At 45.7% G+C, this 2,350-nt stretch carries 4 protein-coding genes; all 4 read right to left on the bottom strand.

The features are described 5' to 3' along the window. Nucleotides 1-178: 178 nt before the first annotated feature. The 4 genes from QUA24_RS27035 to QUA24_RS27020 all read right to left on the bottom strand — a co-directional run bounded on the left by QUA24_RS27035 (nucleotide 179) and on the right by QUA24_RS27020 (nucleotide 2,153). Nucleotides 179-565: a HEAT repeat domain-containing protein gene (locus tag QUA24_RS27035; protein WP_333233490.1), complete on the bottom strand. Its 387-nt coding sequence runs from the start codon at nucleotides 563-565 to the stop codon at nucleotides 179-181. Between the two features lie 40 nt (nucleotides 566-605). Continuing rightward, nucleotides 606-1,472: a HEAT repeat domain-containing protein gene (locus QUA24_RS27030; RefSeq protein ID WP_333233489.1), complete on the bottom strand. Its 867-nt coding sequence runs from the start codon at nucleotides 1,470-1,472 to the stop codon at nucleotides 606-608. Nucleotides 1,473-1,663: 191 nt separating this feature from the next. After that, nucleotides 1,664-1,912 (bottom strand): YgiT-type zinc finger protein, encoded by a 249-nt coding sequence (locus QUA24_RS27025; protein ID WP_333233487.1) that lies wholly within the window; start codon nucleotides 1,910-1,912, stop codon nucleotides 1,664-1,666. 25 nt (nucleotides 1,913-1,937) lie between these two features. Further along, nucleotides 1,938-2,153, bottom strand: a complete 216-nt coding sequence (locus tag QUA24_RS27020) for a DUF5615 family PIN-like protein (protein ID WP_333233485.1) — start codon at nucleotides 2,151-2,153, stop codon at nucleotides 1,938-1,940. Nucleotides 2,154-2,350 lie beyond the last annotated feature (197 nt).

Raw genomic sequence — 2,350 nt, 5'->3', positions numbered from 1 at the left:
CGCCCGCCTTTCTCCCCAAATTCTTTACAACTCCTCTTAGGGTGGTGCGCCCCAGGCGCACCCCCTGAACGGTTACGGTTCGGAAGAGGAAAAAAAAGTAAATTCCCCAGATGTAGGGACTTTTGGGAAGTGATTTGATGCAGGGGCAATTGCTTGGTTCAGCTTTGAGAGCATTGATCTATACACGGAGATTTGCGATTTTTGTTTGTGACGAATTAGCTTTAGGTTCATCCAAAATTTTTAAGGCTGATTGTAGGTTTGATACAGCCTGATTTAACTCCGGTGAGGTTAGCGTCTTTGCTTTTTCTTGAAAATGAAGAGCAATACTTAGCAAGACAGGGGCCGCAGGGCTACGCAGATTGGCATCGGAGTCTTTCAGCAGCGGAACTAGCTGCGGCACAACAGTTTTAGCTTCTGCACCAATCGTCCCCAAAGCAGAGGCTGCACTACTACGCAGATTGGCATCGGAGTCTTTCATCAGCGGAATTAGCTGCGGCACAACAGTTTTAGCTTCTGCACCAATCGTCCCCAAAGCAGAGGCTGCACTACCTACGCAAATTTGCATTGGAGTCTTTCAGCAAGACAATTAGCTGCGGCAGTGCAGTTTAAGCTTTTGCACGGATTTTATTCAAAGCAGAGGCTGTACTACTACGCACATTTGGATTGGAGTCTTTCAGCAAGACAATTAGCTGCGGCAGTGCAGTTTTAGCTTCTGCACCGAAACTTCCCAAAGCATTGGTTGCACTACTACGCACAGTTGCATCTGAGTCTTGAAGCAGGGAAATTAGCTGTGGTAGTGCAGTTTCAACTTCTGCACGCATCCTTGCCAAAGCATATTCTGCACGGCTACGCACATTTGCATCGGAGTCTTTCAGCAACAGAATTAGCTGCGGCACAGCAGTTTTAGCTTCTGCACCCATCTTTCCCAAAGCATTGGCTGCACGGCTACGCACAGTTGCATCGGAGTCTTTCAGCAACAGAATTAGGTGCGGCACAGCAGTTTTAGCTTCTGCACCTATCCTGCCCAAAGCATAGTCAGCACGGCTACGCACAGTGGCATCGGAGTCTTTCAGCAACAGAATTAGCTGCGGCACAGCAATTTTAGTTTCTGCACCAACCGACACATCTGAGTCTTTCAAGGTTTTGACAAAGGCAGGAATAGCAGGAAGACCGATTTGTCTTAGAACCTCAGCAGCACTCTGAGCGACTGACAAATTCTGATCCTGCAAAGCTTCCATCCTATCAGGGATGGCTGGTTCACCTATTTTTCGTAACAGCTTAATAGCTGGATCAAGTGCTATTTCATCGTTAATATTTAACTTCTCGGTGAGGAAGGCAATCTGTTTGGGATTAGCTGTGGGTTCCTCCCCAATTCCAGTCGCAGCATTGCGAGTCAACAGCAAAGGCGATGTGAAAGATAGAAACGAGAGGGCAATTACGGCAGCTAATCTGTGTCGGTAGTGCTTCGTCATGGGCTAGAATCCTTGTGTTTGATGAGCCGTCTCAGCCATTTGAATAATTGTGTATACATTCTCATCAAACTGTTTCAGGACTCCGGGCTATCTAAATTTGTGCTTGCCCGTGGTGAAATCGATCGCCCTAAACACTGCTTAAAAAGCGCAACTTTAAAAAGATTCTGGTTCTTTCCTTGAAAAACCATTCTTTACGTGTAACTCTTGCTGGGAATTTGAATATACGAATCCGGCATTTCATTCTGCTGGTAAATCGCAAAGAAACGGCGCTCAATTTCTTTGAGAACTGCTGCATCATAATAAATCATGCCACAATCAACACAAATCTCTACAGGGGTGTTATAAACTAGGAAGTATTTACATTGATGGCTGTAAAAGTAATTGATTCTACGTTCCTCATAGCGCTTGCTGCCGCAAGTATTGCATCGGATTTCTCGCATAGGTCTATCCTCATTATCCCGGATTTCAGATTCTCAATCGACCTAATTTCGCAGTGATAATAGCACCTGATTGGAGTTCTTGTCCGTGAAGTGCGATCGCCTGCCAGCAAACTTCTGCTTGCTGTCTCGCAGCTAGATTAACTAAACAGATAATCCCGCAGTGAGGTACGCCTCGGACTATTGCAAGCTCGCCAAAATCTTTGTCTAATGTTACTAGAATACGACCCTCATTAATATGCACGAGAAAGAATCTCTTCGTCGCCCGGATCTTCAGGCAAATCTACCGTCCATATTGCATCATGTCCAGCGATTTCGAGTTGTTGGCGGGAGCCGCCCCAAACACAAGTATCCAAAAGAATTTTCGTAATTGCTCAACCCCCTTGACAAGAAGACAAGATAGACATTAGATCAAGGAATGGAAAAACTCCCCGACCTAAA

The organism is Microcoleus sp. Pol12B5 (assembly GCF_036701335.1).
GTDB lineage: Bacteria > Cyanobacteriota > Cyanobacteriia > Cyanobacteriales > Microcoleaceae > Microcoleus.
The sequence above is the reverse complement of the archived record's forward strand: the minus strand, read 5'-3'. Positions and strand labels throughout refer to the sequence as shown.